Origin of the sequence: Streptomyces sp. NBC_01439 (genome assembly GCF_036227605.1) — a bacterium.
Classification (GTDB): Bacteria; Actinomycetota; Actinomycetes; order Streptomycetales; family Streptomycetaceae; genus Streptomyces.
On the sequence record NZ_CP109487.1, the window covers coordinates 8,954,072 to 8,979,256 of the forward strand.

General features: G+C 72.1%; 30 protein-coding genes. 11 read left to right on the plus strand and 19 right to left on the minus strand.

The window, feature by feature from the left end; all coding sequences use genetic code 11:
• Positions 1–92: 92 nt before the first annotated feature.
• On the plus strand, positions 93–1,229 hold the full coding sequence (locus tag OG207_RS40785) for a hypothetical protein (protein WP_329106310.1): 1,137 nt from the start codon (positions 93–95) through the stop codon (positions 1,227–1,229).
• Positions 1,230–1,327: 98 nt separating this feature from the next.
• On the opposite strand, the gene OG207_RS40790 is transcribed toward OG207_RS40785, so the two are convergent.
• Complete coding sequence (locus OG207_RS40790) at positions 1,328–1,972, minus strand: ScbR family autoregulator-binding transcription factor (protein ID WP_329106312.1); 645 nt, start codon at positions 1,970–1,972, stop codon at positions 1,328–1,330.
• Between the two features lie 179 nt (positions 1,973–2,151).
• Complete coding sequence (locus OG207_RS40795) at positions 2,152–3,414, minus strand: FAD-dependent monooxygenase (RefSeq protein WP_329106314.1); 1,263 nt, start codon at positions 3,412–3,414, stop codon at positions 2,152–2,154.
• Positions 3,415–3,512: 98 nt separating this feature from the next.
• On the opposite strand from OG207_RS40795, the gene OG207_RS40800 reads away from it, so the two are divergent.
• Complete coding sequence (locus OG207_RS40800; protein ID WP_329106316.1) at positions 3,513–4,250, plus strand: TetR/AcrR family transcriptional regulator; 738 nt, start codon at positions 3,513–3,515, stop codon at positions 4,248–4,250.
• Between the two features lie 258 nt (positions 4,251–4,508).
• On the opposite strand, the gene OG207_RS40805 is transcribed toward OG207_RS40800, so the two are convergent.
• Entirely contained in the window at positions 4,509–5,261 is a 753-nt protein-coding gene (locus tag OG207_RS40805) for a restriction endonuclease (RefSeq protein ID WP_329106317.1), read from the minus strand.
• 4 nt (positions 5,262–5,265) lie between these two features.
• Complete coding sequence (locus OG207_RS40810; RefSeq protein WP_329106320.1) at positions 5,266–5,460, minus strand: hypothetical protein; 195 nt, start codon at positions 5,458–5,460, stop codon at positions 5,266–5,268.
• Between the two features lie 192 nt (positions 5,461–5,652).
• Between OG207_RS40810 and OG207_RS40815 the strand changes: the two genes are divergently transcribed.
• Complete coding sequence (locus tag OG207_RS40815; protein WP_329106321.1) at positions 5,653–6,021, plus strand: PRC-barrel domain-containing protein; 369 nt, start codon at positions 5,653–5,655, stop codon at positions 6,019–6,021.
• An 87-nt stretch (positions 6,022–6,108) separates the two neighbouring features.
• On the opposite strand, the gene OG207_RS40820 is transcribed toward OG207_RS40815, so the two are convergent.
• Both OG207_RS40820 and OG207_RS40825 read right to left on the minus strand, forming a co-directional pair.
• The gene (locus OG207_RS40820; protein ID WP_329106323.1) at positions 6,109–7,008 is read right to left on the minus strand and encodes an NAD-dependent protein deacetylase; all 900 of its coding nucleotides are present in this window, start codon (positions 7,006–7,008) and stop codon (positions 6,109–6,111) included.
• 123 nt (positions 7,009–7,131) lie between these two features.
• A complete protein-coding gene (locus OG207_RS40825; RefSeq protein ID WP_329108242.1) occupies positions 7,132–7,557 on the minus strand; it encodes an ATP-binding protein in 426 nt (141 codons plus the stop codon).
• Between the two features lie 292 nt (positions 7,558–7,849).
• On the opposite strand from OG207_RS40825, the gene OG207_RS40830 reads away from it, so the two are divergent.
• From OG207_RS40830 to OG207_RS40840, 3 genes are all read left to right on the plus strand, one after another.
• Positions 7,850–9,022: an epoxide hydrolase family protein gene (locus tag OG207_RS40830; RefSeq protein ID WP_329106325.1), complete on the plus strand. Its 1,173-nt coding sequence runs from the start codon at positions 7,850–7,852 to the stop codon at positions 9,020–9,022.
• An 87-nt stretch (positions 9,023–9,109) separates the two neighbouring features.
• On the plus strand, positions 9,110–9,706 hold the full coding sequence (locus OG207_RS40835) for an MBL fold metallo-hydrolase (RefSeq protein ID WP_329106327.1): 597 nt from the start codon (positions 9,110–9,112) through the stop codon (positions 9,704–9,706).
• Between the two features lie 57 nt (positions 9,707–9,763).
• A complete protein-coding gene (locus tag OG207_RS40840; protein WP_329106329.1) occupies positions 9,764–11,062 on the plus strand; it encodes an MFS transporter in 1,299 nt (432 codons plus the stop codon).
• On the opposite strand, the gene OG207_RS40845 is transcribed toward OG207_RS40840, so the two are convergent.
• On the minus strand, positions 11,044–11,541 hold the full coding sequence (locus OG207_RS40845) for a C40 family peptidase (protein WP_329106331.1): 498 nt from the start codon (positions 11,539–11,541) through the stop codon (positions 11,044–11,046). The genes OG207_RS40840 and OG207_RS40845 overlap by 19 nt on opposite strands.
• 287 nt (positions 11,542–11,828) lie before the next feature.
• Between OG207_RS40845 and OG207_RS40850 the strand changes: the two genes are divergently transcribed.
• A complete protein-coding gene (locus tag OG207_RS40850; protein ID WP_329106333.1) occupies positions 11,829–12,872 on the plus strand; it encodes a S66 family peptidase in 1,044 nt (347 codons plus the stop codon).
• A 159-nt stretch (positions 12,873–13,031) separates the two neighbouring features.
• On the opposite strand, the gene OG207_RS40855 is transcribed toward OG207_RS40850, so the two are convergent.
• The 3 genes from OG207_RS40855 to OG207_RS40865 all read right to left on the minus strand — a co-directional run bounded on the left by OG207_RS40855 (position 13,032) and on the right by OG207_RS40865 (position 15,270).
• Complete coding sequence (locus OG207_RS40855; RefSeq protein ID WP_329106335.1) at positions 13,032–13,307, minus strand: hypothetical protein; 276 nt, start codon at positions 13,305–13,307, stop codon at positions 13,032–13,034.
• A gap of 140 nt (positions 13,308–13,447) precedes the next feature.
• A complete protein-coding gene (locus tag OG207_RS40860; protein WP_329106337.1) occupies positions 13,448–13,939 on the minus strand; it encodes a lamin tail domain-containing protein in 492 nt (163 codons plus the stop codon).
• 431 nt (positions 13,940–14,370) lie between these two features.
• Positions 14,371–15,270 (minus strand): aldo/keto reductase, encoded by a 900-nt coding sequence (locus OG207_RS40865; RefSeq protein ID WP_329106339.1) that lies wholly within the window; start codon positions 15,268–15,270, stop codon positions 14,371–14,373.
• Positions 15,271–15,531: 261 nt separating this feature from the next.
• On the opposite strand from OG207_RS40865, the gene OG207_RS40870 reads away from it, so the two are divergent.
• The gene (locus tag OG207_RS40870; protein ID WP_329106341.1) at positions 15,532–15,777 is read left to right on the plus strand and encodes a DUF6296 family protein; all 246 of its coding nucleotides are present in this window, start codon (positions 15,532–15,534) and stop codon (positions 15,775–15,777) included.
• Between the two features lie 45 nt (positions 15,778–15,822).
• Here the strand turns inward: OG207_RS40870 and OG207_RS40875 are convergent, their stop codons facing one another.
• The 7 genes from OG207_RS40875 to OG207_RS40905 form a co-directional block, all read right to left on the minus strand.
• Positions 15,823–16,272, minus strand: a complete 450-nt coding sequence (locus OG207_RS40875) for an ATP-binding protein (protein ID WP_329106343.1) — start codon at positions 16,270–16,272, stop codon at positions 15,823–15,825.
• Between the two features lie 5 nt (positions 16,273–16,277).
• On the minus strand, positions 16,278–16,649 hold the full coding sequence (locus OG207_RS40880; RefSeq protein ID WP_329106345.1) for an STAS domain-containing protein: 372 nt from the start codon (positions 16,647–16,649) through the stop codon (positions 16,278–16,280).
• Between the two features lie 84 nt (positions 16,650–16,733).
• Positions 16,734–17,597, minus strand: a complete 864-nt coding sequence (locus tag OG207_RS40885; protein WP_329106347.1) for a SigB/SigF/SigG family RNA polymerase sigma factor — start codon at positions 17,595–17,597, stop codon at positions 16,734–16,736.
• 77 nt (positions 17,598–17,674) lie between these two features.
• Complete coding sequence (locus OG207_RS40890; RefSeq protein WP_329106349.1) at positions 17,675–18,184, minus strand: NUDIX hydrolase; 510 nt, start codon at positions 18,182–18,184, stop codon at positions 17,675–17,677.
• Positions 18,185–18,269: 85 nt separating this feature from the next.
• The gene (locus OG207_RS40895; protein ID WP_329106351.1) at positions 18,270–18,800 is read right to left on the minus strand and encodes a copper chaperone PCu(A)C; all 531 of its coding nucleotides are present in this window, start codon (positions 18,798–18,800) and stop codon (positions 18,270–18,272) included.
• A complete protein-coding gene (locus OG207_RS40900) occupies positions 18,797–21,046 on the minus strand; it encodes a heavy metal translocating P-type ATPase (protein WP_402695630.1) in 2,250 nt (749 codons plus the stop codon). Before OG207_RS40900 ends, OG207_RS40895 begins: the two co-directional genes overlap by 4 nt.
• A 53-nt stretch (positions 21,047–21,099) precedes the next feature.
• Positions 21,100–21,342: a hypothetical protein gene (locus OG207_RS40905; RefSeq protein WP_329106356.1), complete on the minus strand. Its 243-nt coding sequence runs from the start codon at positions 21,340–21,342 to the stop codon at positions 21,100–21,102.
• A 281-nt stretch (positions 21,343–21,623) separates the two neighbouring features.
• Here OG207_RS40905 and OG207_RS40910 point away from each other — a divergent pair, with 281 nt between their 5' ends.
• Positions 21,624–22,316, plus strand: a complete 693-nt coding sequence (locus OG207_RS40910; protein ID WP_329106358.1) for a sortase domain-containing protein — start codon at positions 21,624–21,626, stop codon at positions 22,314–22,316.
• A 27-nt stretch (positions 22,317–22,343) separates the two neighbouring features.
• Here OG207_RS40910 and OG207_RS40915 read toward each other — a convergent pair whose 3' ends face one another.
• Positions 22,344–22,739 carry a DUF4118 domain-containing protein gene (locus tag OG207_RS40915; protein WP_329106359.1) on the minus strand — a complete coding sequence of 132 codons (396 nt, stop codon included), beginning with the start codon at positions 22,737–22,739 and terminating at the stop codon, positions 22,344–22,346.
• Positions 22,740–22,872: 133 nt separating this feature from the next.
• On the opposite strand from OG207_RS40915, the gene OG207_RS40920 reads away from it, so the two are divergent.
• Positions 22,873–23,640, plus strand: coding sequence for a YqjF family protein (locus OG207_RS40920; protein WP_329106361.1), 768 nt, complete (start codon positions 22,873–22,875; stop codon positions 23,638–23,640).
• Between the two features lie 43 nt (positions 23,641–23,683).
• On the opposite strand, the gene OG207_RS40925 is transcribed toward OG207_RS40920, so the two are convergent.
• Positions 23,684–24,061, minus strand: coding sequence for a helix-turn-helix transcriptional regulator (locus tag OG207_RS40925; protein WP_329106363.1), 378 nt, complete (start codon positions 24,059–24,061; stop codon positions 23,684–23,686).
• 179 nt (positions 24,062–24,240) lie between these two features.
• Here OG207_RS40925 and OG207_RS40930 point away from each other — a divergent pair, with 179 nt between their 5' ends.
• On the plus strand, positions 24,241–25,167 hold the full coding sequence (locus tag OG207_RS40930) for a SigB/SigF/SigG family RNA polymerase sigma factor (RefSeq protein WP_329106365.1): 927 nt from the start codon (positions 24,241–24,243) through the stop codon (positions 25,165–25,167).
• Positions 25,168–25,185: the final 18 nt, after the last annotated feature.

The window sequence follows — 25,185 nt, forward strand, 5'->3', positions numbered from 1 at the left end:
CGTGACGTGATCCGGGGGGATCCATGGCGACGAGAACGCGACGCACCAGGAACACGAGGGGCCCAGGACGTACGAGGCGTACGGGCTTCGCCGTGGCGGGCAGTTTCCTCGCCGCCCTCGGCATGACGGCTCCCGCGCAGGCGGCCGCGGGGTCAACGGCCGCATCCTGCACGCCGTCCATCCAGGTCCTGCAGAAGCTGCCCGCCACCGACGATCCGCATCCGAGCCCCTGGGTGCGCCACACCCAGGTCTCGGCCATCGCACCGGGGCACTCGCGCCTGGCGGTCGGCATGTCCGGCATGAAGCCGGTGTACTGGATCGGGGAACAGGTGTACGCGGTCCCGGTGCCCGAGGGCTCCAGCACGGGCCGGGTCAAGGACGTCAACCGGTCCGGCCTCATGGTCGGGCAGGTGACCACCCGCGACGGCAGCCTGGCGTTCAGCTACCGGCACGGCGACGCCGCCATCACCGTACTGCCCGGCGGGGACGAGGCGAGCGGGGTCAACGACCGCGGCGTCATCATCGGCAGCCTCTGGGACGCCGCCCAGAACCGGATCATCGGCGTGGAGTGGTCGCACGGCAGGCCGCGCCGCGAACTGCCCCGGCCCGCCGGTTACATGCTCTCCCAGATGTCCGGCCTCAACAACGCCGGGCAGGTATCGGGCAACGCCTGGGAGCTGGAACGGCGCCCCGGCCGCCAGTTCCAAGCCGTCCCGGGGCTCTACTGGCCCGCGTACCCGGACTCGACGCCCGTGGTGCTGGCGCCCTTCGACGACACGGGGGACCAGCACGTCACCCGGGGGATCGACGACTCGGGCCGGATCGTCGGCTACGCGCGGCGGGGCAGCGGGCCCGACAGCGCGGAGTACGCCGTGGTGTGGAACCGACCCGACGGCCCTGCGGTGTACGCACCTTGGGCGCCCGGAGCGATCGGCGGAACGTTTGACGCGATCAGCCCGAACACCGGAGTCGCGGTCGGCCTGGCCGAGTTCAGGTACCCGTCGCCGCCCCCGCCGGACAGCCCGCCGGCCCGGGCGCAGTACTGGACCGGCAAGGGGCCGATGCGCGTCCTGCCGGGGCTGGGTCCGTCCCTGTTCACCGCCGCGTTCGCCGTCACCGACGACGACCGGGTCGGCGGAGCCGCGCTGGACGCGCAGAACCGGGTCCTGCCGGTGATCTGGACCTGTGCGTCCAAGCAGGCGTACGTCTTGAAGGGCTCCCGGCCCTAGGGCCGGTTCGGTTCCGTTCGTTCGGGGCAGGGCGGTCTCGGGCACGCCGTGGCGAGCACCCCCGTGGATCGCCACGGCGTGTGCGGGGCCGTCCTGCGTCAGTGGGTGGGGGCGGGCGGGGCCGCCTCCGGCGTGCCCGTGGGGTGGAAGCGGGTGAGGTGTTGCGGGGGGACGATCGCGGGGAGGAGGAATTTCCACAGGTCGGTGACGCGCGTGTGGAGGTCTTCGCGGCGGGTGCGGACGTGCGAGGTGACCTGGATGCCGGTGAAGGCTCCTACCAGCAGGGTCGAGAGGTCCCGGACGTCGAGCGACGGGTGTATGTCACCGCGCTGCTGAGCGGGGGTCAGGCAGCTGCGGCAGGTGTCGATCCAGGCGTCGTAGGGGGTCGGGTCGGGGTGGGAGAAGGAGCCGAACTCGATGACCAGACGGATGCCGGCCCGGATGCGGACGTCGGTGCGCAGGCCGTGGGCCATCTGGTGGGTGAGGTCGATGACGGTCTGCAGGCCCGGGTTCTGGATGGCGGGGACGTGCTCGGAGACCTGGAACTGCTCGTCCATCAGGGTGCGGGCGAGGGCTTCCTTGGACGGGAAGTGGAAGTAGAGGGCGCCCTTGGTGACTCCGGCGTGCTTGACGACGTCGCTGAGGCTGGTGCCCTCGAACCCGCTGAGGTCGAAGGCGGTCGCCGCGCCGTTGAGTATGGCTTGGCGGGTGATCTCGGCCCGCCCCTGTCTGGCCCTCGCCACGTTCTGCTCGTCCCCTTGATCACTGCCCGAGCGGTGTTCGCCGCGGTGTCCCGTCAATCTAGTCGGGCCGCGCGAATGGAAACCAGTCGGCAGGTACTTTCTTGCGGCGGCGGGGAGCGGTTCGGGGAGTTGTGTGGTTCTTTGCGTGATTCTTTTTCGGTGGCGAGCCCGCTCGGAGGTCAATCAGCTTGCCTCGAAGGGAAGTTGACCGGTCGCTCCGGATAGTCCGGGAGCGCGAGTGCGGTGGCGTCCTTCGCCGCGTTGAGCATCCAGGCGAGGATGCGGGGTCTGCTGAGCATGGTGTTGCGCAGGTGCAGGCCCCATTTCGAGGCGGGGGCGAGGAAGCGGCCCGTGCGGTCCCCGCCCTTCTGGCGGTCCTGGGCGTAGGTGCGCAGTAGGGATTCGTAGCGGGTGAAGGCGGCCCGATGGTCCCCGGGCGAGCGGGAGAGTTCGCCGGCCAGGACGTACGCGCCCAGGACCGCGGTACCGGTGCCCATCCCGCCGATCGTCGCGCCGCAGGCGGCGTCACCGAGGAGGGCGATCCGGCCGGCGGACCAGGCGGGGGCGTCGGCGCGGCTGATCGAGTCGAAGTAGAGGTCGTCGGCCGTGTCGAGGGAGTCGAGGAGGCGGTTCACCTTCCAGGGCAGGCCCGCGAACGCCCGGCGCAGGAGGCGTTTGTGGGCCTCGGGGTCATGGCGGTCGTACGCGAGCTCGGGGGAGGCGAAGACGAAGAGCGCGCGGGCCCGGGCGGGGTCGGTGTGGTCCACGGCGACACTGGCGAGGCGCCCGGGGGTGTTGTGGCCGATGGAGCCGGCGCCCGGCCGCAGGTCCAGGCCCAGGCCCGAGTGGTGGGGCAGGCTCCAGGTGGCGGCGTAGTGGCCGAGGTGGGTGACGTGATCGGCATCCGGGCCGAAGGCGAGGCGCCGGACGTTGGAGTGGAGGCCGTCGGCGCCGATGACGAGGTCGAAGGTGCGGGGCGGGGCGTGGCGGAAGGTGACGTCGACGCCGGTGGCCGTTTCGGTCAGGGAGGTGAGGGAGTCCCCGAAGGCGTACTCGGCGCCGGCGGCGAGCGAGGCCTCGTAGAGGATCCGGGAGAGGTCGCCGCGCAGGACCTCGATGTCGCCGCCCGCGAACTCGGCGGGCAGGCGCAGGAGCGTGCGGCCGCCGGCGTCGACGAAGGTCATCGGGCTGCCGCCGGTCCGGACGCGGTGGAGCGCGTCGAAGATCCCCATCTGCCGCAGGACGTCGAGCTGGGTCCCGCCACGGAAGTCGACGGCCTGGCCGCCCGGGCGCAGGGCGGGGGCGACCTCGACGACGGTGGGCCGCAGGCCGTGGTGGGCGAGCCGGTGGGCGAGGGCCGGGCCCGCGATGCCGGCGCCCGAGATGAGGACGGTGCGGGCGGCGGGGCGCGGGCGGTCGGCCCGCGCGAACGATGCGGTCATGGAGGACTCCTGGCCTGAGGATTAACTGTGTCCGTCGGACACTGATTCGATACCGTGTACGGTAGACGCAGTTTTGGGGCGAGCGCAAGGTGAGGGCGATGACGAGCGATCAATGGGGCCCGGCCGTGCGGTTGTTGTGGGGGCCGCCGCCGGCCGGGCCCGCGCGCGGACCGAAGCGGGGGCTCACGCTGGAGGGGATCGCCCGGGCCGGTATCGAGATCGCCGACGCGGAGGGCCTGGGCGGCGCGTCGATGCAGCGGGTGGCCGCGGAGCTGGCCGTTACCAAGATGGCCCTGTACCGGTACGTGCCGGGCAAGGCCGAACTGGTCGCGCTGATGGTGGAGGGCGCGCTGCCCGCGGCGGCGCAGTCGCCGGGCGGCCCGTGGCGCCAGCGGCTCGAAGAGTGGGCTCGGGGGCTGCTGGAGGGCCTTCGGCTCCACCCGTGGCTGGTGGAAGCGACCGTCGGCGTACGGGTCATGGGCCCGCGGGAGCTGGAGTGGATGGAGCGGGCGCTCGCCGCGCTGGACGGGTGCGGACTGACCGGGGCCGAGGCGATGGACGCGGTGGTGCTGCTCGCCGGACACGTACGCGGCATCGCCGAGCAAGAGCGGGCCGCAGGCGCGGGACCCGGGTCCGGGGCGGCCGGCCCGGACGCCCAGCTCGCGGCGGTGCTGGGCGAGGTGATGCGCGAGCACGGGGAACGGTTCCCCGCACTCGGGGCGGCGCTGGCCTCGGCAGCGGCGCACGGCGGGCGGGACCAGGCCCTGGAGTTCGGGCTGAGCCGGATCCTGGACGGGCTCGAACTGCTGATGGCCCACCGCGCGGACGGGAACTGACGTCACGCGCGGGCCGCTCGGGGCGGTGCGGTGACGCCCGGAGGTTCGAGGGCGTCAACCGGCGGTTCGGGACGGGCGTGCAGTGGTGGGGGCGCCGGGGAGTCCGGCGGTTGGTCGACCGTTCACCACCTCCGCACCCGCACCCGCGCCCGGAGGCTTCGAGCATCCCACCCGGTGGCGTCGCTCAGCCGGATGCGCCCCACGGCCGGAGGACCATGAGCGAGCATGCCCGACCCGAGGGCGCCCGAAGTCGGAGACTCACCGCAGCGCCCGGCCGCCGGGCGCTGCGGTCAGGCCGGAGCAGGTCGTGTCGGACGCCCACGGCGGCGGCCGTACGCCCGGCTCGGTCCAGGCGGCCAAGGCCTCGCCGTCGACACAGACGATTCCGCACGCCGCGGCGTACTCGAGGGCGGGCGCCGTGAACTGACTCGTCGTGACGACGATCGCGACATCGGCGTCGTGGACGGCGAAGCAGGTCCCGCCGAAACGCTGCAGGTCCTGCGAGCCGACCCGGTTGTCCTCGGCATAGTGCTTGCACTGCACGACGACGCGCAGCCCGTCCGGGGTCGTGGCGATCACGTCGGCGCCCAGATCACCCGCGCCGCCCACCACCTCCACCGGGGTGCAGCCGTCGCGTACGCAGAGAGCGGCGATGGTGTGTTCAAAGCCGTCGGCATCGACCGCGGCATGGTCGAGCGCCTCGGCTCCGACATCCGGCAGTTCCGTCGCGGGCCGCACGCCCGTCGCGGAGTACGCGCCCGGGTCGGGCGGTGCCGGGGAGCGGCGCCTCACGGGGGACGCGCTCCACGCGGCGAACGCCACGCCGATCAGCAGCACCACCGCCGCGACCACCGGTAGGGCCGGCAGCCGTGTCCCGGCCGCCGAGGTGGCCCTGACGAAGGCGGCCAGGCCGCCCATGACGGCCCCGGCCAGCCCCACGGCGAGCACCAGATCGCGCCCGAGCGTCGCGCCGCTCCGCGGGACCCCGCTCCTGTTTCCCCTCCGTGTCATGGGGTCAGCTCCTCCGGCCCCGGCCCCGGCCCCGCCCGCGGGCCGCCCACCCGTGGCCGACGCCGGCGACGTGGAGCGCGAGAGCGGCGAGGCCGAGCAGCGTGAAGTTGGTGGAGCTGAACACTTCGTTCGTGCTGATGGTGGCGGCGTTGATCAGGAACGCGACGAAGAACAGCACTGCGGCGGTGATGCCGAGCATGTCCATGCCCCTTTCGTTCGGTGACCGCCGTGTTCCCCGTGGGGGCCGGATCATGAGCGGCCCCTTCCGCAGGATCGTCCGCCGGTGGGCCGGGCCGAGGGGGAAGCGTGCGTTCACAACGGGAAAGCCGGGGCAGACGCCGTTCAAGAGGTTGGTCGATCCTTTCACTCGAACCGGAGGAGTTGTTCTCACGTGACCGAGCATGCGTGGAGTTACAAGTCGACGTCGGGCCACCTGGCCGGTACCGATCTCACCGGCTACAAGGTCGAGGCGGTCGACGGAAGCATCGGCAAGGTCGACAAGCACTCCGACGAGGTCGGTGACGCCTACCTGGTCGTCGACACAGGGGTGTGGATCTTCGGGAGGGAAGTGCTCCTGCCGGCCGCCACCGTGATTTCGATCGACCCGGAGGAGCGGACGATCCACGTGGAGCGCACCAAGGAACAGATCAAGGGATCCCCGGAGTTCCACCGGGACGAGCACCTCGGCGACGCGGGCTACCGCGAGCAGTTGGCCTTCTACTACGGTCCCGCCGGTCCGTTCGGCGGCCCGTTCGTCTGACCCGCGAGGGGGGAGGGGCCCGGACTCGTCGAGTCCGGGCCCCTCCCGGCTGCCCTCGTCGGTGCTCGGTCCGGGCAGCTCACCGGTTCAGTCCGCCGTCCGGCCGTCGACGGGGACGTCCAGTCCGTCGGCGAGGGCGGCGAGGGTCGCCCCCAGGGGGAGCGCGACGCGGGCGGCGGCGTGCCGGTCGCCCCGGGTCGGATCCCTGTTGACGATCAGTACGGGTTTTCCCGCCTGGGCTGCTTGGCGGACGAACCGGAGTCCGGACATCACCGTGAGCGAGGATCCCAGGACCAGGAGCGAGGTCGCCGCATCGACCAGTTCGCGGCAGTGCTCGACCCGGTGCGGGGGAACGTTTTCGCCGAAGAACACCACGTTCGGTTTGAGGATGCCGCCGCACTCCGCGCAGGGCATGACGGTGAAGTCTCCGACCTGTTCGTCGGTGAGGTCCGCGTCACCGTCCGGATTCAGCCGGGCTGACGCGGGCGCGAAGCCCGCATTGGCCCCTTCCAGCCGCTGGGCGAGCTCCTGGCGCGTGCTGAAGGCGCCGCAGGAAAGGCAGACGACCCGGTTCAGACCTCCATGGAGTTCCACCACGTCCTTGCTGCCGGCGGCCTGGTGCAGGCCGTCGACGTTCTGCGTGATCACCGCCGAGAGCAGACCGTGCTGCCCGAAGGCGGCCACGGCCCGGTGCCCGGCATTGGGCCGGGCACGGCCGAAGGTGTGCCAGCCCAGGTGGCTGCGCGCCCAGTAGCGGCGCCGGGCGTGGATGCTCGTGGTGAATTCCTGGTAGGTCATCGGGGTGTGCCGGCGCAGGCTGCCGGCCTCGCCACGGTAGTCGGGGATGCCCGACTCCGTGGAAAGGCCCGCCCCGCTGAGCACCAGCACGCCTCCGGTCCTCAGCGCGTCGGCGACCGGCTCCGGATCCGTGGTGCCCGGCCGTAGGTCCCCGGTGGGGGTCCAGCTCAGAGTGGGGCGCGTACGCATGCAGCCAGCGTACGGAACGGGCCCGAGCGCGGCACGGGGGGCGGCACAGGGCCGTGCCCCGGTACCGCCCCCGCCCCCCGCCCCCCGCCCCACCGAGCCGTAGCCCGACGAACCGCCGGGCCGTCACGCGTCGGGTGCTTCGTCGACGTGCGGGGCGGGTGTCATCCGGGGACGGAAACACGCGGTGATCGTCTTGCCGCCGTGGAAGGAATGGGCGTCCCAGGCATCGGCGAGGGCGTCGATGATGGCGAGTCCCCGCCCGGAGGTCGCCCCGCGTGAGGGGGCGCGCGGGGCCGGCAGCTGCGGGTCCGCGTCGGCAACACTGACGTGCAGGCACCGGCCGTCCCAGGTGAGGACCAGCCCGGCGCCGCTGCGGGCGTGGATGTGCGCGTTGGTGACGAGCTCCGACACCGTCAGCAGGACGGAGTGCGCGGTGTCGGGGGCGTCCGTCGTCCACTGGAGGGAGTCCAGGCGTTCCGCGGTCCACCGGCGGGCCTCGCGCACGCCTCGGTGGACGGGGAAGGAAGTGGCCCAACCCTTGGCACGCATGGACACCGCGTTCACCTCGCTCGCGCTCTCGTGTGACGCCGGACCGGACGGGCCGAGACGCTCGTCAGAAACGGCTCGCCCGGTGCCGGGCACGGTGTCCGCCCCTGCGGTGGACGAGCAGCAGGGCCAACGCCATCGGCGCGATCAGCAGGACCATCGTCGTCATGGGAGCGATCCTTCCGTCGTAGTCGCGTTCCTCCTGCGCGTGTGGCCGCTATGAGGCCCTTGAAACCCCGTCCGGTCCCGCCTCCCTCGAGATTCCCTCCCGCAGGTGACCCTTAGCATGCGCGGCATGAGTGATCTTGACGAGCGGTTGCACCGGTTCCGGATCGATGTGGGTCAGGGGGAGCTGGACGACCTGCGCGAGCGGCTGGGCCGGGTGCGGTGGCCCGACGAGCTGCCCGGGGTCGGCCGGGCGTACGGGATGCCGCTCGCCCCGATGCGGGAGCTGGTCGACTACTGGCGCGAGGAGTACGACTGGCGGGCGGCCGAGGCCCGGCTGAACGAGTGGCCGCAGTTCACCACGGTCATCGACGGCGCGCAGGTGCACTTCGCACACCTCCGCTCGCCCGAGCCGGACGCGACCGTGCTGCTGATGACCCACGGCTGGCCGGGCTCACCGGTGGAGTTCCAGCGCGTCGTGGGCCCGCTCACGGATCCCCGGGCGCACGGCGGCGACCCGGCGGACGCCTTCCACCTGGTGCTGCCGAGCATCCCCGGCTTCGGCCTCTCGGGACCCACGACCGACACGGGCTGGGAGTTCAAACGGGTGGCCCGGGCCTTCGGCGTGCTGATGGACCGCCTCGGCCACCGGTCGTACGGGGTGCAGGGCGGCGACTGGGGCGCCGCGATCTCGCGGGAACTCGGGCTGATCCGGCCGGACCACGTGATCGGAGTGCACCTGAACCTGCTGCCCGGCGGCGGGGCCACCGCCGAACCCCGGCCCCAAGAGCTGGCCGCACTGTCCCCCGCCGAACGTGAGCGGACGCTGGCCTCCTGGGAGCGGTACCGGATCTGGGCGCGCGAGCGACAGGGGTACGCCGACATCCAGGCGACCCGGCCGCAGACCCTCGCGTACGGGCTCAACGACTCGCCGGTCGGTCTGCTCGCCTGGATCGCGGAGAAGTTCACCGAGTGGAGCGACCCCGCGTGCCCGGTCGACCGGGACCAGATGCTGACCAACGTGACGCTTTACTGGCTCACCGGAACGGCCGGCAGCGCGGCCCGCCTCTACTACGAGCGGGCCCACGCCGCGTACGCCGGCCGGCCGCCCGAGGTGTCGCGGACCCCGACCGCACTGGCCGACTTCCCCCGGGACAACTTCATCCCGCTGCGCCACGTCGCCGCGCGCACCGACTCCATCGTCCGCTGGACCTCGTACGACCGGGGCGGCCACTTCCCCGCCATGGAGGTGCCCGAGCTGCTGGTGGGGGACATCCGCGCCTTCTTCCGGCAACTGCGCTGACCAGCACGTGAAAACGCGTGGCCGGGTCCCGACACGATCCGGAAATGACGGGGCCGTGGCGGGTCCCGCACGGTACGGTCCGGAGCCATGAAGATCACGAAGTACACCCATGCATGTGTGCGGATCGAGCAGGACGACCGGGTTCTCGTCATCGATCCCGGTACGTGGAGCGAACCGGCCGCCCTGGCCGGGGCGGACGCCGTGCTGGTGACCCACGAGCACGTCGACCACGTCGACGTACTGCGTCTGGCGGGGCTCGGCGTACCGGTCTACGCCCCCGCCGAGGCGGACATTCCGCAGCTGGACGTCATCGGAGTGTCCTCCGGTGCGGAGTTCACCGCCGCGGGCTTCCACATACGGGCGGTCGGTGGCCGCCATGCCTTCATCTACGGCGGGCAACCCGACTGCGCGAACCTCGGGTACGTCGTCGACGACGCGGTGTACCACCCGGGAGACTCGCTGCACGTGCCCGAGCAAGGGATCGAGACGCTGCTCGTGCCGGCGCAGGGGTCGTGGCTGAAAATGGCGGAGGTGATCGATTTCGTCAAGGCCGTGGGGCCGCGGCGGGCGTTCGCCATTCACGACGCGCAGATCAACGACCGCGGTCTCAGCAGCGTCAACGGCTGGCTCGGTGAGGAGACTTCGCACGGCTACCGCTATCTGAGGCCCGGCGAATCGCTCTAAGGCGCCCGCCCCCTCCCGGCTCCGCCACCTGCGCAGGGGCAGGTTAGTGTCCCTCGAATGGTTCGACACGGATCCCTCTCCACACTGCGGCACAAGCCGTTCAGATTATTCCTCCTGGCGCGTCTGACCTCGATGAGCGGAACGGCGATGGCCCCCGTGGCCCTGGCCTTCGCCGTGTTCGGATTCGACAGCAGCCCGGCGTCCCTGGCGATCGTCCTCGCCGCCAACACCGCCCCGCAGCTCGTCCTGCTCCTCGTCGGAGGAGTGATCGCGGACCGGTTCTCCCGCCAACGCGTCATCGTCATCGGCAATGTGCTGCCTGCGGCCACCCAGGGCTGCGTCGCACTGCTCGTGGCGACGGGAACGGCCACCACCGGGCGGATCGCCCTGTTCGCGGCACTGGCGGGCTGTGCGTCGGCACTGACCCAGCCCGCCATGAACAGTGTGCTGCCGCAGCTCGTCGAGCCCGGCGAGCTGCAGCAGGCGAACGCGCTGATGCGGTTGCCCATCAACATCGTCCGCGTCCTCGCGCCGGCGGTCGGCGGCGTCCTCGTCGCCTTCGTCGGACCGGAACTGACCCTGGGCTGGGACGCCGCCAGTTTCGCGGTCGCGGCCTTCCTCTGCAGCCGTCTTGGCGTGTCCGGACCCGCCAAGACCACGGCCTCAGTCTTCCGCGACTTCAAGGACGGCTGGAAAGAGTTCTCCCGTCTCTCCTGGATCTGGTCCTATACGTTGTCCGGCACCGTGGTCGTCGCCCTCTGGCTCGGCGGCTATCAGCTCCTCGGTCCGGTGATGGCCCAGAACAGTCATCTGGGTGCCGCTTCCTGGGGAATCGTCCAGGGGGCATTCGCGGCGGGCCTGCTCCTGGGTGGAATCGTTTCACTCAAATGGAAGCCGTCCAGGATCATGGTCGTGTGTGTATGCGCCAACCTGCCCCTGGCGCTTCCCTTCCTCGCACTCGCCTGGGGCGCGCCGCTGGCGGTGCTGGCCGGGGCGAGCGTCATGGCGGGCATCGGCCTCGACATCGCGATCGTGTGTTGGAACACCGCCGTGCAGGAACAGCTCCCGTCGGAGGTGCTCGGGCGGGTCAGCTCCTTCAATTCGGTCGGTGAGCTCATGTCCGTGCCGCTGGGCTACCTCGTCGTGGGCGCTGCGGCGACCTCCCTCGGTACGGAATCCGTCCTTCTCTGGAGTGCCGTACTGATGGTCCTGACGAGCCTGGTGCTGCTGCTCGCCCCGAGCATGTGGGCGGTGCGCAGGCTGCCCGCGGACCCGGGTCCGGCCGCCGTCGCGGCGGGGGACCTGGACCGAGGGGCCCGGACCGGCCGGGTGCCCGATCAGGTGGCCCGCCCGTAACGGACCGCTGTGCTCCAGATCCGCTCCAGGCGCACCCGGGTGCCGGGACGTGGAGCGTGCCAGATGCGGTCGTCGCCGGCGTAGATCCCGACGTGGGTCATGGTCGCGCCGCTGGGGAAGAAGACCAGGTCCCCGGCCGCGCGATCGGCCTCGGGAATGTGGACGGTGTGCTCGTACTGCTGCTCGGCGGTGCGCGGGAGCCGTTTGCCCGCCTTCTTGAAGGCGTAGAGGGTCAGGCCCGAGCAGTCGAAGCGTTTGGGACCGGTGGCGCCGTAGGCGTACGGCGAGCCCTGTTTGGAGGCGGCCACCGCGACGGCTCTGGCGCCGTACGGGGCGGCGGCGTGCGCCGGGGCCGCCGGGCCGGTCGTTACGGCGGCCGTCAGGAGCAGCAGGGAGAGTATGGCGCGGGCCCTGGGGCAACAACACGTGGGGAGAAGGCCCTTGGGGGCCTTTCGGAAGTCGGTCCTGGGGCAGGACATCGTGATACCTCCGCAGTCGGTTGGCGGGTAACAGTCAGATCAGTGGAAGGAGTCCTGTTCTCGGTCGGATGCGTCGGGGCTCTGACGGCGGACCAGTTTTCTCCGACGGGATCCACCGAACAGCGCGGGACACAGTCTCATTTGTCTCGATTTTGCATTCGATTCGAGATCATATGCCTGAATGATTGCCGGATGGGCACGCCCGACACGCTGGTCCGCGGCGCCATCGCCGGCTCGCCCCGGATAATTGACGGGAGGTCGGGGCCGCCGACTTTTAAGATCATCGGATGGAGTATCCCCGCTATCCCGCGAAGCCCCGCCCCGGTGACCAGGTCGCCGTGATTTCACCCTCTTCCGGCCTCCCCGGCCTGTTCCCGCGCCCCTACGAGTTGGGGCTGAGCAGGCTCCGGGACGACTTCGGACTGAAGGCGGTGGAATACCCGACGACCCGGACGATGGGTGCGACGCCCGAGGCGCGCGCCGCGGACATCCACGCGGCCTTCGCGGACCCCGACATCAAGGCGGTGATCGCCAGCATCGGCGGCGACGACCAGATCACCGTCCTTCCCCACCTCGACCGCGACCTCCTGCGCGCCAACCCCAAGCCGTTCTTCGGCTACAGCGACAACACCAACCTGTTGCTGTTCCTGCGGGGCTTGGGCATCGTCGGCTACCACGGCGGTTCGGTCATGGTCGGGTTGGGACGGCCCGGCGCGATGCACCCGTCGACCGCCGACTCCCTCCGGGCCGCGCTGTTCACCTCGGGCGCGTACGAACTCACCGCGGCGAGCGCCTGCGGGGACACCGACAGGCCCTGGGACGACCCGCAGACGTTCGCATCCGAGCCCCCCATGGAACCCGCCGACGGCTGGTCCTGGCACAACGCCGACCGGGTCGTCGACGGCATCAGCTGGGGCGGCAACCTGGAGATCATCTCCTGGCTGCTGATGGCCGACCGCGTGGCGGGGCCGGTCGACGCCTACGCCGGCAACGTGCTGTTCCTGGAGACCTCCGAGGAAATGCCGGCTGCCGAAGAGGTCTACCGGATCCTGCGCGGCATGGGCGAACGCGGGCTGCTGCGGCAGTTCCCCGCGCTGCTCATGGGCAGGGCGAAGAGCTGGTCGTTCGAGAACCGGCTCGATGCCGGGGCGAAGGCCGAGTTCCGCCGGCAACAGCGCGAGGCCGTCCTCCGGGCCCTGCGCCAGTACGCCCCCGACACCATGGCGGTGTTCGACGTCGACTTCGGCCACACCGACCCGCAGGTCGTGATCCCGGTCGGAGGCCGCATCCGGGTGGACGGCCCGGCACGCCGGATCGTCGTCACGTACTGAGTCCGGCCCGGCGGTCGTCGGAGCAGTGGGCGCGCATCGCCGGGGGCCATGAAGGCCGCGGTGATGCCCGCCGCCCGGAGAGCGCCCCCGGCGGGCGCTCTCCGGGCGACCGGGGAACCCCTGCCCGCGGGCCCGCCCGTTGACCGGGGGAGGACGGTCCTACGGCGCTCCGCAGGCGACCGGGACCGCGGCCCGGGGAGCGATCCGCATCCGGTCCCGCGCGTACTCCACGGTCTCGCCCGGCAGGATCAGCAGCCCGGGCTCCCCGTCCTGACCCGCCCCGCCGATCGGCTGCACCTGGACGGCCGGGCCGAGCCCGCCGGCCATGAACACCGTCGGGTCGACCTCCCAGCCACGTGCGGCGAGCCACAACTCCAGCGCCGCCGTGTTCCGTTCCCCCGCGCCGCGCGGCCACTCGAACGTCGTGCTCCCCATCCCTGCCCCCTGTAGGTGGTCGGATCACCGCCGATGATCCTGCCACCCCCCTCTGACAGTTGCAGCCCGATATCGGCGCGCGCCCGCACCCCCGCCGTGCGGGGAGTGCGGGCGCGCGTCAGGCCGGTGACCCGTCGGGGTCAGCCGTTGCGGTGGTGCCGGCGGCCGTCCCAGGAGTCGGTGTCGAGGACGTTGCCGCGGTTGTCGCGCAGGGTGGCGGTGTCGCGCTCGTCCCAGATCTGGTGGCGGCGGTCCTGGTAGACGTCGCGGCGGGTGTCGCGGCCCTGACCGGTGTGGACCCGCACGGTCGACCGGCCGTCCAGGCGGAAGTCGCCGAAGCGGTAGCGGTTGCCCTGCCGGTCGGTGAGGGTGAAGCCGCGCAGGTTGACGCTCCTGCGCCCGGTGTTCTCGACCTCGACCCACTCCCGGTTCAGTGCCCGGTCGGAGCGGTCGCGGTCGCGGCCGCCGGTGCCGTACTGGACGTCGCTGATGACGATCGAGGAGTGCGGAGCCCGGTGGTCGCGGTCGCGCCAGTGGTCGTCGGCGGAGGCCGGGAGGGCGGCGGCGCCGACGAGGGCGCCCGCGGCCAGGAACGCGGCGACGAACCGGCGGGTGGCGAGAGAAGCAGACATGAAATGACCCCTTCAACAGACAGCAGCCCGGTCCCGCCTCGTGTGCGGCGGATGGGCCTGGAACGTTCCCGGCGTCCTGCCGAGGAGCCACACTCTGACCCCCAACCACCATCAAAAGCCACCAATTCGGGGCGTGTTGCAAAATGCGGATGTATCGGTGACTCTCCCGTGTATCGGGCACATATCAATGCCGTGCTGATGTGAACGGCCGGAGCGCGCCGAACAAGCCTTGGCAGGCCCGGAGACGGAGGCGTTCGCGTACCGACACGCCGCCCTCGCGACCCCCTCCCGCTCTGCGCCGAACGGGTTCAGGCTCCTGTAACGACTGCTCCGACCGTTTCTTCGGACACCCTCTCGTCGATGGTTCTGGTGTTCTGTCCTTCGGAGCCGCCGGCGGGCGTCAAGGTGCTCTCAGGCGGCGTCGGGCAGCGTCAGGCCGCGGAGCCGCCGATCGAATCGAGGAGCTTCAGCTCGTCCGCCGTCAGTCGCAGTGCGCCCGCCGCCACGTTGTCGGCGAGGTGATCCGGGTTGCCGGTCCCGGGGATGGCCAGCACATGGGCGCCCTGCCCCAAGATCCAGGCGAGCCGCACTTGTGCCGGTGACGCTCCGTGGGCCCGGGCGACGGCGAGGACCTCGTCGTGCTCGGTCCGGACGGCGCCGGACTCGCGCCCCTCTCCGGCTATGGAGAAGAAGGGCACGAAGGCGATGCCGCGCACCGCGCAGGCGTGGAGCATCCCCGTCCGGTCGGGCGCGTCGATGCCGAAGCGGTTCTGAACGCACACCACCGGTGCGATCGCCTCGGCCTGGGCCAGGTGGTCCGGGCGGGCGTTGGAGATGCCGAGGTGACGGACCAGTCCGGCGTCGCGCACCTCGGACAGGGCCCCGAAGTGCTCGCTGACGGACTCCTGGCCCATGATGCGGAGGTTCACCACGTCGAGGTGGTCCCGGCCGAGTTGGCGCAGGTTCTCCTCGACCTGGCCGCGCAACTGGTCGGGCCGGGCCGACTCGGCCCACCCGCCGCAGGCGTCCCGGGCGGGGCCGACCTTGGTGGAGATGACGAGGTCGTCCGCGTAGGGCGCCAGCGCCGAGTTGATCAGCTCATTGGCCGAACGCAGCCGCGAGAAGTAGAACGCGGCGGTGTCGATGTGGTCGACGCCGAGTTCGACCGCCCGGCGCAGGACGGCGATCGCCCGGCCGCGGTCGCTGGGAGTGCCCTCGTGGAAGGCCGCGCTGCTGGTCAGGCGCATGGCGCCGAAACCGATCCGGTTGACCGCGAGGTCACCGAGCACCCATGTGCCCGAAGCTGCTGCGGCAACCGTGTGCGACGTCATCTGATTGATCAACTCCATCCGATGGGCCATCGTCCCCCGATGGTTCGGGGCGAGGCGGGTCCTGGAGTATGCGCAGGTGGACGCCGTGCCGGAAAGGCGTGCAGGGGCGCGGGAAGATCACATCGCGAGTCGGAATCCTGAGGGTGCGCGGGGCGTTATTCCTACTGAAGCTTCCTGCCCCCGCCCGTGCCCGGGAGCGTGCAGTCGAGTCGCTCTACCCGATAATGGTGGTGACGGTGCATTTGTGCGGAGGAGGCCGGAATGGGACGAGACAGCAGGTACGAACTGGTATTCGCCGGCCCTGACCACGTGGTACCGGGCGGCGAGGAATCGGTCCTCGTGCACCGCACCGACCGGACCGGCCCCGGCGGCCATCCGATCTACGCCGACGAGACGGGAATCGTGCAGGCGGAGATCAGCGATCAGGGCGACGTACGCATGATCGCGAGCGGCGGTCACCAGGAACCGGCATCGCGGGTGAGCGTGCGGGCCGTGCCCAGCGCGTGACACGGAGTGGTCCGCCGGCGCGGGTGCGCCACTGGTCAGCCACCGTCATCCGGAAACGTCGATCCCGGGTGGGCACGGAACCTCGCACCAGACGCGCTTGCCGTCCACCCCCGGTTCGGAGCCCCATTCCCGGGCCAGACGTTCCACGATCAGCAGTCCGTGACCCACCGGCCCGCCCCGGTCGCCCGGCCCGCGCGCAGGCACCCGCACCGGCGGGGCCGGGTTGGAGTCCGTGACCTCGATCCGCAGCCGCTCGGCCGAGCAGTCGAGGACGAGCGCGCGGGGTCCGCCACCGTGCAGGCAGGCGTTGGCCACCACCTCCGACACCAGCAGGAGCACGTCCTCGGCGCTCTCGCGGTCGTTCTCCCCCGTCCCCGGGAGCCAGCGCCAAGCGGTCAGTGCCTGGCGGGCGAAGTCACGGCTGCGCGAGACGACATCGGTGGTTCCGGACAGCACCAGGCTCCAGATCCGGTCGGACGGCCCGCGCTGCTCCATGACGCTCAGGCTCCCCCGCCGCGCGGCGTCCTCAGGGCTTCCGTCACATCGGAGTGGACGGGGAACACCCCGTCCGCACCGGTGATCCGGAACATGCGGGCGACAGGTCCGTGCAGACCGGCGAGTTCGAGGCCGGCTCCGGCCTCCTGTGCCGCGAGGCGCGTGTTCAGCAGCACGTTCAGCCCGGTGGAATCGCAGAATCCCAGGCCCGCCATGTCGACCAGCAGTCGACGGCCCGGGGCGAGTGCCCCGTCGAGCGCGTCCCGCAGCGGCTGCGCCGTGTCGTGGTCCAGTTCTCCCGCGAGCGTGAGGACAACCGCTGCGTCCACCGTCCTCACCGCGACGGTGAAGCGTTCACTCCCCGCTTCCGGCGCCATCCGGCATCACCCTTCCTCATGCACTTCTGCACCTGCCCGGGTTCCGGCGCGATATGCCCGTCCGTCCCGTGCGGAAGGGGCGCCTCAGGCCGCCCCGGCCCCCGGTTCTTCCGCGAGCAGTCCCTCCCGCAGCCGGCCCAGGATGCGGCCCAGCAGCCGGGAGACGTGCATTTGCGACATGCCCAGGCGTTCGCCGATCTCGGCCTGGGTCAGCTCCTCCCCGAAGCGCAGGGCAAGGATCGTCCGGTCCCGTTCGGACAGTTCTCCCAGCAACGGCCGCAGCGATTCCAGGTCCTCGACCGTCTCGAAGCGACCCTCCTCGATGCCGAGGCTCCGGGGCGACACGCCGGGGGTGTCGTCGTCCTCCGCCGTTACGGGGGCGTCGAGGGACAGGCTGGCGAAGCCGTTGGCCGCGAGCCGCCCCTCGTGGACCTCCGCCACCGTGATGTCCAGCCGCTCGGCGAGCTCCCGCGCACCCGGAGCGTGGCCCAGCTCCTGCTCCAGGGCGTCGTTCGCCTTGGCCAGATCGATGCGCAGCTCCTGTAGCCGGCGCGGTACGCGGACGGCCCAGGCCGTGTCACGGAAGTAGCGCTTGATCTCTCCCACGATGGTGGGCAGGGCGAACGACATGAACTCGAACCCGCGCTCCGGATCGAACCTGTTGATGGCCTTGATCAAGCCGATGGTGCCGACCTGCAGGACGTCCTCCCACGGCGCGCCGACGTGACGGACGCGCGTGGCCGCGTACTTCACCATGCTCAGGTTCAGCTCGACCAGGGTGTTGCGCACGTACGAGTACGCTGCGGTCCCCTCGTCCAGTTCGAGCAGCCGTCGGAAGAGCGTGACCGACAGGTCGTGGGCGTCGGCGGTGCTCACGGACCGCGGATCGCGCACCTCGCGGGGATCCTGCGGCGCGGAGCCGGCCCGGCTACGGAGAGTGGCAAGCATGAGGCCTCCTCGGGGAGTTCCCTCAAGCCCCATACCCGCTCACGAGGGGTTGAAGCTGTGCGCGCCGTGGCCGTGCGTCACTCTTCGTGAGCGGGTGCGCGGCCCAGGGCGCGGTACCGGTCGAACGCCTCGCGGGCGTCCGGTACGAACGCGGGGCTGCGGACGAGCTCGTCGAGTTCGGGCTCGGTCAGCCAGTCGTACCAGGCGACTTCCGTGGGGTCGGGCCGGACCGGCTCTGTGATCACGACTTCGTGGAGGCCCAGCCAGTAGGGGCTGATCGCCCCGTCGCACGGGAACTTGAGCACGAAGCGGGGAACGCCGTGGACCCCGAGCTCCTCCGCCAGCTCCCTGGCCGCGGCCTCCCCGTACGACTCGCCGACGTCGACGGCGCCACCGAGCATCCAGTTGAACTGCCCGGGGAACCGCGACGCGTCGTCCGGGCGACGGTGCACGAGGATCCGGCCGTGTTCGTCGCGGCACACGATCGTCGCGACGCGGTGCGGCCAGCGCTCCCGGATCGCCTCCGCCCGGTCCACGACGGCCACGACGTGATCCCGCTCATCGACCCGCTCGACCAGTTCGCCCATGGGACAGATGATCGCAGGGTCCTCGCCCCCGGTCCCGTACGGGTGTCCGCCCGGCCGCGGGGCCGGGCGGACACCCGACAGCGGGTCAGCTGCCGGGCCGGACCACCACCGCCACCACCTCGACCGGCGCGCTGTAGCGGAAGTGGAGGACGAACGGCACCATGTCGCCGGCCTCCCAGCGGGTCTCCTTCGCCCGCGTCGTGATGCTCAGGTCCAGCGGGGACATGGTGACGGTGCCGCCCGCGGGCACCCGCACTGGAGCCGCCGTCCGTACGAGGTCGGGCCCGAGCCCGGAGCTCTCCCGCCTGCTGAGCAGCGTCTTCTCGACGCCGGACGACGTCACCTCGATCAACTGGTCGTCCGCGCCACCGATGTTGGTGATGTCGAAGAAGGCGGCCGTGTCCCGGCCGCTGCCGTCGGGCAGCAGCACGCGGCCGTTCCCGGCGGCGATCTGCGGCGGGCTGCCCGCGGCGCCGGTCGAGGTCCATGCCGTCAGACCGGCCAGCGCGAGCGCACAGGCCACCACCGGGACGATCGCGGCGCGCAGACCCTCGCGCACGCGTCGATCGATCGGGAGGCGGCCGCTCGGGATCCACTTCGAAAGCGAACGCGTCATCGCCCCGTACCTCCCGTCCGGCTGCCCGTCCCCGCCCGACGTACGTGCGGCGCCGGCCGCCAGCTGCGCAACCGGAGGCTGTGGGCCACCACCATCAGGGAACTCACCGACATCGCCGCGGCCGCGACCATGGGGTTGAGCAGCCCCACCGCGGCGAGCGGCACGGTGACGACGTTGTACCCGAAGGCCCAGACGAGGTTGGCCCGGATCGTCCCGAGGGTCCGCCTGGCCAGCTCGACGGCGTCGGCGACCGCCTCGATGTCGCCGCGCACCAGCGTGACGTCGGCCGCGCCGATGGCCACGTCCGTTCCGCTCCCCATGGCGATGCCGAGGTCGGCCCCGGCCAGGGCGCCGGCGTCGTTCACCCCGTCGCCGATCACGGCGACCCGTCGCCCCTGACCGCGTAACTCCCTGACGAGCCGCGCCTTGTCCTCGGGCGAGCAGTGCGCGTGCACGTCCCGGATCCCGAGCGTGGCGGCGACCCGGTCCGCGGTGGCCCCGCGGTCACCGGTGGCCAGCACCGGCTCCACCCCCAGCCGTCGCAGTCGGTCGACGGCCCGGTAGCTGCCGGGGCGCAGGACGTCCCCGAGGGCGATCAGGGCCTGGTCGGCGCCGTCCACCCGGACCAGGACCGGCGTGTGCGCGGCCGCCTCCGCCTCGGCCAGGGCCCGGTCCAGCGACGGATGGAGGTCCGCACCGGCGGCGCAGACCTCCACGCGGTGCCCCTCCACCATCCCGGTCACACCGATGCCCGCGGTGGCCCGGAACTCGGTCACCTCGGGCGGCGGCAGCGGGCTACGGTGCGGCTCCTGCCGGGAGTACGCGACCACGGCGCGGCCCAGCGGGTGCTCGGAACCCTGCTCCACCGCCGCGGCCAGCCACAGGGCCCGCTCCCGGCCCATCCCGGCGGGCACGGCCGTCACGTGCGCGACGGTCATCCGGCCGGTCGTCAGCGTCCCGGTCTTGTCCAGGACCACGGTGTCGACGTGCCGCAGGGTTTCCAGCGCCCGGGGGCCGCTGACCAGCAGACCCAGCTGCGCGCCGCGGCCGGTCGCCGCCAGCAGGGCGGTGGGGGTGGCCAGCCCCAGCGCGCAGGGACAAGCCACCACCAGGACGGCCACACAGGCCGTGACGGCTGCCTGCGGCTCGGCCCCGGCACCGAGCCAGAAGCCGAGAACGGTGACGGCCAGGGCCAGCACCACCGGTACGAACACCCCCGCCACCGCATCGGCCAGGCGCTGGGCCCGGGCCTTGCCGGACTGCGCCTCGGTCACCAGGCGGGTGATCCGGGCGAGCTGGGTGTCCGCGCCCACAGCGGTGGCCCGGACGGTCAGCAGACCGCCCGCGTTGACCGCACCGCCGACCACCGCCCGGCCAGGGCCCACCTCGACGGGTTCGCTCTCGCCGGTGACCAGGGAAAGGTCAACGGCCGAACCACCGGAGGACACCACCCCGTCCGTCGCCACCCGCTCGCCCGGCCGGACGACGAATTCCTGCCCCACCCGCAACTGCCCGATCGGGACGAGCCGCTCGCGGCCGTCCTCCCGTACGGTCACGTCCTTGGCGGCCAGACCGGCGAGCGAGCGCAGTGCCTCACCCGTACCACGGCGGGCCCGGGACTCGAGGAATCGCCCGGTCAGCACGAACAGCGGGACCCCGACCGCGGCCTCCAGGTAGATGTGTGCCACATCGCCGCCGGCCGAAGGCAGCAGGCTGAACGGCATCCGCATCCCCGGATCGCCCGCCCCGCCCAGGAACAGCGCGTACGCCGACCAGGAGAAGGATGCGATGACGCCCAGCGACACCAGGGTGTCCATGGTCGCCGCCGCGTGCCGCAGCCCCCGTGCCGCCCGGGTGTGGAACGGCAGCGAGCTCCAGACGGCGACCGGCGCGGCCAGGACGAAGCACAGCCACTGCCAGTTGCGGAACTGAAGGGCGGGCGCCATCGACAGTGCCAGAACCGGAACGGACAGCAGGGCGGTGATCAGCAGCCGCTGCACCTCCGCGCCGCCCGCGGAACCCTCCGTTCCCGCTGGCGGCGGCGTCCGGTCCGCCACGGGCTCGGGCGGCGCCGGCACCTCGGCGCTGTAGCCCGCCCGCTCCACCGCCGATACGAGGTCCTGCGCCGTCACGTGCGACGGATGCAGGACCCGGGCCCGCCCGGTGGCGAGGTTGACCGTGGCGCTCACGCCCTCGATCCTGGCCAGCCGCTTCTCCACGCGGTTCACGCAGGCCGCGCAGGTCATCCCGCCGACGATCAGATCGGTGGTGCCCACCACCACCTCCGTCCGCTCGGCCGTCACCGCGTGCCACCCGTAGCGCTGCCGTGCCCGTGCGGTCGTCCCAGGTCCCCGACGAAGGCCGGACCCTCGACTTCGGTGGACCGCATGCCGGGGGCCACCGGTCCGGCGCCCGCCCCCACCGCGTACGCCGCGCCGAACATCACTATGAGCAGCGCCACGAAGCCGGCGAGGGCGGGCGGGGGCGCCCACCGCTTCAGCGCGGTGATCGCCGGGGTCGGGTACTCAAGCCGGTCCGTCATCGTCACTCCGGAGTCTTGTACTCGGTTCCAGACGGACGAGGTGCCGATCGGGCCGTGCCGGAGCCGGGACGGCACTTCCTCCGGCGAGGTAGTCGCAGAGGAGCGGACGGTAGTTCCCGCGACGTCCGATTCCGTGGTTCCGCCCCCGCGAGCGTCGGGAGCGAGGTCACAGGGCCGGACCCTTATGGACCTCTTGCTCCGTATGTCAGGCTGGCCGGGCGCGTCGGGTCACCCGCCCGGCGCACGCCCGGCCGCCCGATCGACCGACAGGGAAAACGCCCATGTCCTTGCCGTTCCCGTACCGAGCCGCCCCGGTCGTGCTGGTCGGTGCCGTGACCGCCCTGCTCGCGGCGTGCACCCCCTCGACCGCCGCAGGCGCCGCGGTATCGGCTTCCGTCCCGGCCGCCGCGCCCCAGGCGGTCGTCACCCCCGCCGCTGCTCCTGCACCCGCACCCGGGGCCTCCACGCTGTCCATACCCGCCGCAGGTATCACCGGGCTGCGCGTGGTTCCGTACGAGGGCACCACCGACGACGTGGCGGGAACCCGTATCCAGGACCTGGGCGTGGCGGCCAGCCCTCATGGGAAGCGGGGCGGGGTCGGGCCGGGCCAGGTGGGCAACTTCCTCGTCACCGCGCACCGCCTGTCGGCCGGTGGCCCGCTGGGGAGACTGCCCGCCGTCGGACCGGGCGACACGGTCCTCGTGACCGTGGGCGAGGTGGTGTACACCTACGAGATCACCACGACCCGCAAGACGTCCTTCCGGTCGGAGCGCTCGCTGAGCGAACAGCGCGCCGCCGTGCCCGGGGCGCCCGGGGCGGCCCCCACCCAGGCGATGATCACGATCTCGACCTGCGCCACGCCGGAGGACCACGCCGAAGGCAACTTCTGGAGCGACGCCCAGGGCAATCCCGAGCACCGCATCGACAAAATAGGCGTGCTGCGCAAGACCTCCGCGGCCACGCCCGCCGGCTGACGCACGGCAGCGGGCGCCGCCGCACCGCTACGGCGTGATCCGCCGGTGCGCGGCGCGCGCGTGGAGGAGACGGGCGATGACGGTTCCGGTGCCTGCCGAGGCGAGGAGGCAGACGAGGCGCAGCAGGTCGTAGGGGGTCTCCCAGCTGAGCTCGCCCACGGGCGCGGTCGCGAAGACGTTGAGCACGAGCCAGCAGAGCAGGGCGGTCCCCGGGGCGGCGGTGAGGCGGGCTCCGGTGCTCACCACGGCCACGGCGAGGGAGAGCGCCATGAGGTCGACGGTGGGGTCGTCGGGTCCGTCCAGGAGGTTGAGCACGGCGATCAGGGTGATGGCTGCGACGGCCGCCGCGGCCCAGACCGAGGTGGTCGCGGCAGGGCTGGGTATGGGACGAACGCCCGAGCTGATCCGTTTCCACTCGACCATGCGACGCCTCCTTCGCGTGATGCCCCGCCGTCGGGGCTCTCGGAGATGATGCACCACCGGGGGAGGGCACCCGGCGCCGTGAGCGGGGCCGTTCGGCGGCGTCGGCGTTCCGCGCGCGGGGAATACTGGCCGAATGCGCCAGACGCCGCCGCCCGCCGCCGCCGTGGTTCCGGAGCCGGTCACGGCCGACCCGCCGCACCCGGTGCGCCGCCCCCTGCTCACCCAGTCCTGGCTCGACCTGGCGTTCCTGCACTGGGCCGTCGACCCGGCCCGGGTCGCCCCGCTGCTGCCGGCCGGCACCGTGCCGGACACCCTGGACGGGGTCACGTACGTCGGGCTGGTGGCCTTCCGCATGCACGAGGTCGGCTGGTTCCGCCTTCCCGGCGTCCCCTACCTCGGTTCCTTCCCCGAGACCAACGTCCGCCTCTACTCGGTCGACGCCCGGGGCCGTCGGGCCGTGGTCTTCCGCTCGCTGGACGCCTCCCGGCTGATCCCGGTGGCCGTCGGTCGGGCCGCGTTCCGACTGCCGTACGTCTGGTCCCGGATGACGGTCCGCCATGACGGTGACACGGTCACGTACACCAGTGGCCGGCGCCTGCCCGGCCCGCGCGGCGCGCACAGCCGGATCGCCGTACGCGTGGGCGGGCGCATCGCGGAGCCGACGGCCCTGGAGCACTTCCTGACCGCCCGCTGGGGCATGCACACGGAGTTCTTCGGCCGACCGCTGTACGTCCCGAACGCGCACCCGCGCTGGCCGCTGCACCGTGCGGAGCTCCTCGACTGCGACGAGGACCTGGTGGCCGCGGCAGGCCTGCCGGCCCCGGCCGGGCCACCCGTGAGCGTGCTCTACTCGCCCGGGGTCCCCGTGCGGTTCGGGCGCCCGTCCCTGGGGCGCCCCTGACGCCGCTGCGGCGGCCTCGAGGAGCGACCCGGCGATGGGTGGTCTAGACCGCGGTGCGGGGCTCGTCGTGGCCGGGTGCGTCGTCCGCCACCTCGGCGGTCGGCGTCGTCGGCGCGGCCAGCGGGGCGGTGAGGTAGGCCAGCAGTCCGGCGATCTCGTGACCGGCCTCCGCCGGGTGCCGGAAGCGGGCGCCGGGGGCGACGACGTAGCGGTTGCGCCGCCCGTCCCGGGTCTTGTTGAGGTACCCGTCCGTCTGCAGGTCCGTGACGATCGCCTGTACGGTGCGCTCGGTCAGACCGCACTCCACCGCGATGTCGCGCAGCCGGATGCCCGGGTCGCGCGCGATGGCGATCAGCACCCGGGCGTGGTTCGTCAGGAAGGTCCAGCCGTTGCGTCGGGGGCCTGTGTGCTCGCTCTCCACAGCGTCATTCTTGAGGGATGACTCACGAAATGCAATTCCAGAACCAGTTTTCCGGTATTACTTGACGTGTGTCCCCGGCCCCGACAGGGTTCAGGGGAAGCGGAAGCAGAGTTCCGCATGACCACAGCCAACGAGCGACGCACCGCACCGCAAGCAGACGTGCCCAAGGAGCGAAGACGATGACCTTCACGGACACGGCCGAGGCCATGACCCCGACGACGATCCCGACGACGGACACCCCCGGCGGTGGCACCGGCGGAGCCCCCGCACCCGGCGGGCTGCCGGACGTCCCCTGCCCACGGGAACTGTCGACCGGCGACGCCCGGGAGCTCACCCGGGTCTTCTTCGAACGGCTGCAGGGCCTCGAAGAGGGGACCCGCGAGTACCAGTACGTGCGCAACACACTGATCGAGATGAACATCTCACTGGTGCAGTTCGCCGCCCGCCCGTTCCGCGACCGCCCCGGCGGCCCCGAGAACGAGGACATCGTCCAGGTCGGCATCATCGGACTGATCAAGGCGATCGACCGCTACGACCCGGAGCGCAACACGCAGCTCACCACGCTCGCCCTGCCCTACATCACGGGCGAGATCAAGCGCCACTTCCGGGACACCACCTGGGCCGTACGGGTGCCGCGCCGCCTCCAGGAGCTGCGCCTGGAGCTCGCGAAGGCCACGGAGGAGCTGACCGCCGAGACGGACCACGCGCCCACCCCCGCGGAACTCGCCGAGCGGCTGGACCTCACCGAGGACGAGGTCCGCCAGGGCCTGGTCGCGGCCAACGGCTACTCCACGCAGTCCCTCGACGTCCCCCAGGACGGTGCGGCCGGCGGCACCCAGGTGTCCGCCGCCGCACGGACCACGCGCAGCCTCGCCGAGACCATGGGCGACATCGACCCCGCCCTGGAGGCGGTCGAGGACCGGCACGCCCTCGCGCCCCTGCTCGCCGACCTCGACGAGCGCTCCATCCAGATCCTGGAGCTGCGCTTCGGCCAGGAGATGACCCAGGCGGAGATCGGCGAGGAGATCGGCCTCTCCCAGATGCAGGTCTCCCGCCTGCTCACCCGCACGCTGGGCTCCCTGCGCGAGGAGCTGCTGCACGCCTGAACGGCGCGCCCGACCCGG

Excerpts from the sequence above, each read along its gene's own strand:
- OG207_RS40795 (WP_329106314.1), bottom strand. The coding sequence starts at position 3,414 with ATGACCGCATCGTTCGCGCGGGCCGACCGCCCGCGCCCCGCCGCCCGC.
- OG207_RS40800 (WP_329106316.1), top strand. The coding sequence starts at position 3,513 with ATGACGAGCGATCAATGGGGCCCGGCCGTGCGGTTGTTGTGGGGGCCG.
- OG207_RS40805 (WP_329106317.1), bottom strand. The coding sequence starts at position 5,261 with ATGACACGGAGGGGAAACAGGAGCGGGGTCCCGCGGAGCGGCGCGACG.
- OG207_RS40810 (WP_329106320.1), bottom strand. The coding sequence starts at position 5,460 with ATGCTCGGCATCACCGCCGCAGTGCTGTTCTTCGTCGCGTTCCTGATC.
- OG207_RS40820 (WP_329106323.1), bottom strand. The coding sequence starts at position 7,008 with ATGCGTACGCGCCCCACTCTGAGCTGGACCCCCACCGGGGACCTACGG.
- OG207_RS40825 (WP_329108242.1), bottom strand. The coding sequence starts at position 7,557 with ATGCGTGCCAAGGGTTGGGCCACTTCCTTCCCCGTCCACCGAGGCGTG.
- OG207_RS40830 (WP_329106325.1), top strand. The coding sequence starts at position 7,850 with ATGAGTGATCTTGACGAGCGGTTGCACCGGTTCCGGATCGATGTGGGT.
- OG207_RS40835 (WP_329106327.1), top strand. The coding sequence starts at position 9,110 with ATGAAGATCACGAAGTACACCCATGCATGTGTGCGGATCGAGCAGGAC.
- OG207_RS40840 (WP_329106329.1), top strand. The coding sequence starts at position 9,764 with ATGGTTCGACACGGATCCCTCTCCACACTGCGGCACAAGCCGTTCAGA.
- OG207_RS40845 (WP_329106331.1), bottom strand. The coding sequence starts at position 11,541 with ATGTCCTGCCCCAGGACCGACTTCCGAAAGGCCCCCAAGGGCCTTCTC.
- OG207_RS40850 (WP_329106333.1), top strand. The coding sequence starts at position 11,829 with ATGGAGTATCCCCGCTATCCCGCGAAGCCCCGCCCCGGTGACCAGGTC.
- OG207_RS40855 (WP_329106335.1), bottom strand. The coding sequence starts at position 13,307 with ATGGGGAGCACGACGTTCGAGTGGCCGCGCGGCGCGGGGGAACGGAAC.
- OG207_RS40860 (WP_329106337.1), bottom strand. The coding sequence starts at position 13,939 with ATGTCTGCTTCTCTCGCCACCCGCCGGTTCGTCGCCGCGTTCCTGGCC.
- OG207_RS40865 (WP_329106339.1), bottom strand. The coding sequence starts at position 15,270 with ATGACGTCGCACACGGTTGCCGCAGCAGCTTCGGGCACATGGGTGCTC.
- OG207_RS40870 (WP_329106341.1), top strand. The coding sequence starts at position 15,532 with ATGGGACGAGACAGCAGGTACGAACTGGTATTCGCCGGCCCTGACCAC.
- OG207_RS40875 (WP_329106343.1), bottom strand. The coding sequence starts at position 16,272 with ATGGAGCAGCGCGGGCCGTCCGACCGGATCTGGAGCCTGGTGCTGTCC.
- OG207_RS40880 (WP_329106345.1), bottom strand. The coding sequence starts at position 16,649 with ATGGCGCCGGAAGCGGGGAGTGAACGCTTCACCGTCGCGGTGAGGACG.
- OG207_RS40885 (WP_329106347.1), bottom strand. The coding sequence starts at position 17,597 with ATGCTTGCCACTCTCCGTAGCCGGGCCGGCTCCGCGCCGCAGGATCCC.
- OG207_RS40890 (WP_329106349.1), bottom strand. The coding sequence starts at position 18,184 with ATGGGCGAACTGGTCGAGCGGGTCGATGAGCGGGATCACGTCGTGGCC.
- OG207_RS40895 (WP_329106351.1), bottom strand. The coding sequence starts at position 18,800 with ATGACGCGTTCGCTTTCGAAGTGGATCCCGAGCGGCCGCCTCCCGATC.
- OG207_RS40900 (WP_402695630.1), bottom strand. The coding sequence starts at position 21,046 with ATGACCTGCGCGGCCTGCGTGAACCGCGTGGAGAAGCGGCTGGCCAGG.
- OG207_RS40905 (WP_329106356.1), bottom strand. The coding sequence starts at position 21,342 with ATGACGGACCGGCTTGAGTACCCGACCCCGGCGATCACCGCGCTGAAG.
- OG207_RS40910 (WP_329106358.1), top strand. The coding sequence starts at position 21,624 with ATGTCCTTGCCGTTCCCGTACCGAGCCGCCCCGGTCGTGCTGGTCGGT.
- OG207_RS40915 (WP_329106359.1), bottom strand. The coding sequence starts at position 22,739 with ATGGTCGAGTGGAAACGGATCAGCTCGGGCGTTCGTCCCATACCCAGC.
- OG207_RS40920 (WP_329106361.1), top strand. The coding sequence starts at position 22,873 with ATGCGCCAGACGCCGCCGCCCGCCGCCGCCGTGGTTCCGGAGCCGGTC.
- OG207_RS40930 (WP_329106365.1), top strand. The coding sequence starts at position 24,241 with ATGACCTTCACGGACACGGCCGAGGCCATGACCCCGACGACGATCCCG.